This window comes from Pantoea stewartii subsp. stewartii (assembly GCF_008801695.1).
In the GTDB taxonomy this organism is placed as follows: domain Bacteria; phylum Pseudomonadota; class Gammaproteobacteria; order Enterobacterales; family Enterobacteriaceae; genus Pantoea; species Pantoea stewartii.
In genome coordinates, this window is sequence record NZ_VZPF01000132.1 from 1 (window position 1) to 6,641 (window position 6,641).

Annotated in this window: 5 protein-coding genes and 2 pseudogenes; 2 read left to right on the forward strand and 5 right to left on the reverse strand. The window is 53.0% G+C overall.

From position 1 onward, the window contains the following. Window positions 1–149 (forward strand): annotated as a pseudogene (locus F7Q90_RS24100) (IS630 family transposase); the annotation flags it as partial. 23 nt (window positions 150–172) lie between these two features. Here F7Q90_RS24100 and F7Q90_RS24105 read toward each other — a convergent pair. The 3 genes and pseudogenes from F7Q90_RS24105 to F7Q90_RS24115 all read right to left on the reverse strand — a co-directional run. Then, window positions 173–1,138: pseudogene (locus F7Q90_RS24105) on the reverse strand (PAS domain S-box protein); the annotation flags it as partial. 331 nt (window positions 1,139–1,469) lie between these two features. After that, entirely contained in the window at window positions 1,470–1,706 is a 237-nt protein-coding gene (locus tag F7Q90_RS24110; RefSeq protein ID WP_006118235.1) for a hypothetical protein, read from the reverse strand. A 393-nt stretch (window positions 1,707–2,099) separates the two neighbouring features. Further along, entirely contained in the window at window positions 2,100–3,569 is a 1,470-nt protein-coding gene (locus F7Q90_RS24115) for a methyl-accepting chemotaxis protein (RefSeq protein WP_006118234.1), read from the reverse strand. A gap of 342 nt (window positions 3,570–3,911) precedes the next feature. Here F7Q90_RS24115 and F7Q90_RS24125 point away from each other — a divergent pair, with 342 nt between their 5' ends. Continuing rightward, window positions 3,912–5,693 (forward strand): GGDEF and EAL domain-containing protein, encoded by a 1,782-nt coding sequence (locus tag F7Q90_RS24125; protein WP_006118233.1) that lies wholly within the window; start codon window positions 3,912–3,914, stop codon window positions 5,691–5,693. A gap of 27 nt (window positions 5,694–5,720) precedes the next feature. Here F7Q90_RS24125 and F7Q90_RS24130 read toward each other — a convergent pair whose 3' ends face one another. Both F7Q90_RS24130 and F7Q90_RS24135 read right to left on the reverse strand, forming a co-directional pair. Then, entirely contained in the window at window positions 5,721–6,440 is a 720-nt protein-coding gene (locus tag F7Q90_RS24130) for a GGDEF domain-containing protein (protein WP_237166085.1), read from the reverse strand. 17 nt (window positions 6,441–6,457) lie between these two features. After that, window positions 6,458–6,641: transposase domain-containing protein (locus F7Q90_RS24135; RefSeq protein ID WP_151161117.1), on the reverse strand; the 184-nt coding region annotated here is incomplete at its 5' end.

Consider the following 6,641-nt stretch of genomic DNA (forward strand, 5'->3'; position numbering starts at 1 on the left):
ATGTCGAACGGTTGTGGCAGGCGCTTCATGAGACAATAACCCGAAATCACCAGTGCAGTTCAATGTGGCAACTGTTGAAAAAGGTCCATCACTTTATGAATACCGTCAGCCCATTCCCCGGGGGAAAACATGGGCTGGCTAAAGTGTAGCGGTATTAGGATCAGTTATTTAGTGTATCGTTCACCTCTTTAAAACTGTCTAAATCCGTCATCAGCAAGGTATAAGGTACGCCGGATTCCGTCAGCTTACTGAGTTGGGTCATAAACGCACTGCGGCTGGCAAGACGCGTCAGCATATCCAGTGACGCCAGCTCACACAGTCGCGCCTCGCTTTCATAACGCAGCGTAACATCACGGATAATCATGCCGACATAGCGTTCCTCCCCTTCGCGCCAGCCCGAGAAAGAAACTTCTGCCGGAAACTCTTCACCGTTGCAGCGTTTCCCCCAAATCTGCAGAGTGCGAGGGACTGCGATCGCGTCATCGTCATGCTCAAGCCGATCAAGTTCGTTGCGGTAGTCCGTCTGGCAGCGTTCCGGGATCAGTCCGGCGACATATTTTCCCATCATTTCGCTGGCGTCATAGCCAAACATGTTGGTCGCGGCAGGGTTCCAGAATGTAATCCCGCGATTCAGATCGGTACAAATAATGGCATCTGGCGAGGTGACCGATATGGCTTCAAGCCGCTGCTGACTGGCATGGCGCAGCACCTCCATACGATGAACCTCCATGCGGTCCATCACCAGCGCAGCCAGATCGGTCAGGTTCTGACGATCCGTTGGGCTCATTGCAGGGCGGGGATGATTGTCGGTCAGACATAATGTCCCAATTCTGTGCCCGTCGGGCGTAATCAGCGGGACGCCAGCATAGAATCGAATATAGGGATAACCCAGCACCAGCGGGCTGTTACAGAAACGGGGATCGTTGAGTGCGTCAGGCACACAAAGAATCGAGTCACTCTCAAGCGTATGATGGCAGAACGCCACGCTCCGCGAGATTTCAGTAATCTGCAGACCATAGCGAGACTTGAAAAACTGGCGTTTTTCATCAATCAGCGACACAAACGCCACCGGCACGCTAAACAGTCGCGCGGCCAGAATCGTCAGGCGATCGAACGCTTCATTCGGCGGCGTGTCCATCAGGTGATACTGGGCCAGCGCACGCAAGCGCGCTTCTTCAGCGCCGTTTTCGGTTGAGTGCTTCAGAGTATGTCCTCCTGAGGTCGTATACTGTGGCCGGGCATCTCACAGTAAAAAGAGGACGCCTGCAATCAGACAGAACCAGGTAAACGTCATCTGCCAACCTGAAACCGCAACAAAGGCCCGCCTGTACAGCAAAAATCCCAATCTCAGTCATCTGCTCTGATCACGGGATCGCCTTTAACTTCGACCCCGTTTTTACTGTTATCGTCCTCTCAGAGATGAACTTCATAGTCTGAGGCTGCTTATCTGTGTAAAACGGTAAAAATCGCTATTTTTTGGACTGTGGCACCAATTCATAATAGGGATGCTTGCCTGCTAACAGCAGCAATTCATACTCGCCCTGACTCAGTAACGCGACTTTCGCCGTGGCTTCTTTTGTCTGCCAGGCGCGTAAGCTGAGATCAAAGCGTTCGGCTGCGCCCTCCTGTGACAGACCTGCCGCAATACGCAACTCCCGGACGTTATTCTGGACGGGCACGGGCCGTCGGACGATTGAATTTCCCAAACCAGGCTCCCTGTTGTTGACTTAGGGTAACAGTGCCTTAGCGCAGCCCGTATCGGTTCTCTCACACGGTCATCAGCCACCGCCGCAGCACACATTTCATAAGAATACTTAATATTAACAGGGGAAATGTCAATCGAGGGAAGGCCGTTCTGGCAGGAATTTTATGGGTCCGAATCTATGCTTTGATCAACTTATATCACTTTCCCTTAAGCGAAACGGCATGACTTTTAAAAAAACCAATAATTTGAGTTTATTTCGTAACGTAAGATGTAAGGAAATATAAATTTAAAACAGGGCGTTCAACAATAAATTCCCCCGCCATAAGGCGGGGGCATGAAAACCACAGTGGTTATTTTCAATTGAAAAACAGACCACCGGCTGGCTTATATATCTTTATTTGCCAAACGCAATCCAGGCCGCATCATCTTTTGTCGCCACAGAGACCGAAGGACGAAGAGGTTGCGTGGCCTTATGGCTGGCTGAACGGACAACAGACGAGGTTGTCACGGGCAGTGTAAACCGTGTAATGACGCTGGTCAGTGTCTCAGTCTGGCTGCTCATGCTTTCCGCAGAGGCTGAGATAGTCTGCACCAGACTGCTGTTTTGCTGCGTAACCCGGTCAATTTCCGCTACGGCGAGTGTGACCTGAGAAATACCTTTACTCTGTTCTTCGGAAGCCAGAGCAATCTGACCAATCAGGTCGTTCACGCTGCCGACGTTACGTAACACCTCTTCCATCGTGCTGCCCGCCGTGTTGGCCGCATCACGTCCTTGACTGATACCTGCGACCGTATCCGCAATTAATCCTTCAATCTCTTTCGCCGCTTCGGCACTGCGTTGCGCCAGAGAGCGTACTTCGCTGGCCACTACAGCAAAACCGCGCCCCTGCTCTCCGGCGCGCGCCGCCTCGACGGCGGCATTGAGCGCCAGAATATTGGTCTGGAACGCAATACCATTAATGGTAGCCGTAAACTGACGTATTTTTTCTGCGCCCACAGACAGGCCTTCCATCGCGCCAACCACCGTTTTCACCAGTTGTTCGCCCTGCTGAGTGGTTTGCGCAGTGATGCCTGACAGCGCGCGCGCTTCACGGCTGTTTTCTGCGTTATAGCGCACGGTCGCGGTTAACTGCTCCATGCTGGCAGCCGTTTCTTCCAGCGCGGCTGCCTGAGTCGCCGTCCTGTTCGACAGATCGGCATTGCCTTTAGCGATATCGCTGGCCTCATCCCGTAACACGGATGCATTGTCGCGAATCGCCAGAACGGTCTTCAGCAAACTTTGTTGCATTTCTTTAAGTAACGGCACCATTTGCCCGACACAATTCCGACCAAGATCTTCGGGTTCCTGGGTCAGATCGCCGTCAGCAATGATGCGGAAGTGATCACGCAGTTTTGCTACGGGGCGAACAAGATGGACAACCAGATAGCGGTCACAAAAGAAAAGCAGCCCCGTGACCGCAGCCAACGTAATCAAAAAGAGTTCTACCAGTCTCTGATGCTCTACGCTCAGCGGCACGTTATTGCTGGAAATCTGCTGCGTCAGAGCACGGAGTCTTTCCTGCGCAGCCGCAGGATAATCCTGTGGCGCGCTGGTCAGCGCGGCACGGTAGCGCTGCCACTCATCACCCGCAGGCACGTCTGCCGCCAGCGCAGCACGATTCGCTGTCGCATTCTCCTGCATCTGCAAACTGGCACGATTGAGGAAAATAAGCTGCTCTGTCAGGCTGTTACTGCGCGTAACTTCCCGATTAATGTCTTTGAGAATCACCGAACCATAGGCACCCGCAAGCGCAATGACGATCACGGCGATAATGAGTATCCATAAGACGACACGTCTTATCGTAAAATTTTTTAGAATATTCATAGTATTTCCCCGGTGTGGCTGTGTAAAAACGTCAATAAAAATATTCATGCCTAATAGTTGCGGGCAAAACAATAGCGCGCTACTTTTTATAAAAATAATTGTGGCAGTGTTAATGAAAAAATAAAACGTAAAAATTGATTAAATGTGTGCATCGTTCATAACTAAGAAATTTTTTAAAGAAAATAAAAAGAGACATAAACCCAGAACACGCCTATTATTTAGTGAAAATAAAATTATTTCCTGTTTTTCCTTTCGCGCCCTTTGGCCAGCGTTGCGGTGCTTCTATCCGACACTTTTTCTTTTTAATTTCGCGCCGTTATCAGCACGGAGCGGAGGACACACATGCTTATGAGTCTCGACGGCGATCCTGAACGCCGCATCCGTGCCCTTGAGGCACTTCGTCATCCTGATGAAAGTCGGGATGACATACTGAGAAAATTTGTCAGACTGGCCAGTCAGGCACTGAACATTCCCGGCAGTTTTATTTCTATCATTGATGATGAGTTTCAGTATGTGCGTGCCTCACACAATTTTAAGCTGGAACGTTCGTCCCGGGAGGATTCACTTTGTCGCTATGCGGTAGATGGTGATACCGCCGTCGTCGTGCCTGATACCTATCTCGACAGCCGCTTTGCGGCTCATCCCCTGATCGTTGGGGCGCCCTTTATTCGGTTTTATGCGGGCGTCCCACTGAAAAACCGTGATGGCATAAACCTGGGTACGCTGTGCGTCACGGATGTTCAACCGCACCCCTTCAGCGCCTCACAAATTACGACGCTTCAGTTACTGTCATCATTAGTGATGTCGTTTCTGGAGGCCTGGCATTCTGCGGGCTTTGTCGACCCGGTGACCGGGCTGCCCAACCGCCAGCGCCTGATTCGTGACATGCATTATTTATCGGCAGCAGGCGACACAACCTTACGCCGCCTGGTCCTGATTGACTGTATTGATATGCCGCGCGCCTATGAACTGGCCCGGTCGATGGGCATGGGGCCCGTTGAAAGCCTGCTCAAGGATGTCGCTACCCTTTTGCCCCTTCGGCTGCGTCCTGCGGCCAGTGACATTATTTATACTGTTGCCACCGGGCGTTTTGCGGTGCTGACGCGTGCGGACAGCCGCATCAGTGCGCACTGGGTCGCCTGTCAGATGGAAGGCATCAGCGCCGACCTGGGTGAAGGCCTGTCAGTGGGGCTCAGCACCCACACCGGCGAGGTCGATTTCGTCTCCGGTATTTTCCCGCCCCATGAAACCCTGCGCCAGGCGGTCAGCGCCTTGCACGAGGCCATTGGGCGCGGTTTACCCTCTTTACGCTTTAGTGAAGCCACGGATATCAGACGTACGCAGGATTTCACGTTAATCAACGATCTGGCGCGCGCGCTGCGCGAAGATGTGGGCCTTTATCTGGTTTATCAGCCTAAAATTTGCCTGCAAAGCGGTAAACCCATCGGGCTTGAAGCCCTGATTCGATGGCATCATCCTGAACGAGGCGAACTCTCACCGGCCACTTTCATCCCGCTTGCCGAGCAGACCGAAACCCTTACTGCCCTGACATCATGGGTGATTGACAACGTTATCGCCCGCCTGAAGCGCCTGCGCAACAGCTGTATCCAGTTGCCTGTTACGATTAACGTGAGTGAGCGCGATTTCTCGCTTGACGGTTTTGCGGATAGCCTGGAAGAGAAAATGCTTAAGGCAAAACTCCCCACCTCCCTGCTGGGAATCGAGTGTCTGGAAACGGAGCGCATTGTTGAGAGCCCCTCGTCCATGCGGGGGCTTGAGATGCTGAAACTGCGCGGCTTTGGCATTTCTCTTGATGATTTTGGTACCGGCTACAGCAATATCAGTTATCTGCGCCGGATGCCGCTGGATGTGATCAAGCTGGACCGTTCGCTAATTAGTGAGCTTTCATCCGATATGGCCTCACGCATTATTGCCCGTAATATTATTACCATGCTGAAAGAGCTGGATTATGTGGTACTGGCCGAAGGCGTGGAATGTGTCGATACCGTGGAAGCGTTAACGGAATATGGCTGCGATCAGGCCCAGGGTTTTTTCTATTCCCGTCCCCTGGCAGACAGCGAACTGGACCACTGGCTGCACTGGAAACTCCGCGAAATGTGTTAAGACGCCGTTGGGTTCACGCCCACGGCGTTACCTGGCAGGATAGCGAGAAATGTTCCCCTCATGGTTCACCATGACGCAGTTACGGCCTTCGTCTTTTGCCGCGTACAACGCTTCATCTGCTCGCCTGAGTAGTGAGGCGTCGTCGCCCAAACCGTTTAAGGTAGCGACGCCGAGGGAAACCGTCATGCTGTTGATAAACGGGAACACCGTATGACTGACGGCCTCACGGATGCGTTCTGCCATTGCGGCCGCGTCGCCCATAGAGGTGCCCGGCAGCAGCAGCACAAACTCTTCGCCGCCGAACCGGCTGATTACATCCAGCGTACGGCAGCGCTTTCTTAACAAACCCGCCAGGCTCACCAGGACTTTGTCGCCAGCATCGTGTCCATAGCGATCGTTGATGATTTTAAAGTGATCGATATCAATGGCAATCGCACTCTGCACAGGCTCCTCGCGGTGCTGGGCCGCCTGTGCATAAAAACCGCGACGGTTATTTAATCCGGTCAGCGGATCGGTCATGGCTTTATCGTTCAGGTCCGCAACATGCCCGGCGACCGCACGCCGGTGATGCTGAACCGCTTCTCTTAATCTGTCAGCTTCGTTGTACCAGGTGTTAACGGATGACAGCGGATCCGGGCTGGCCTCACTTCCCCCGTCACGCACCATGCCTGCCAGTTTTTCCAGCGGATAAGAGATGCGGGACGCCAGAAAGGCCATGCAGGTTGCAGTCAGGAGTAAGCGTCGCATTCAGACCGTATTGACGTTCAGGCAGAGGGAAGCTCGACCTTCCATGGCAGCAGATCGCGGACCCGGTTCACCGACCAGTCCTGTATATGACCGATGACGTAACGCAACCACGTCTCGGGGTCAACGCCGTTAAGCCGGCAGGTGACGATCAGAGAGTAGAGGATCGCCGCACGTTCTCCGCCTGTATCTGAACCGGCGAAC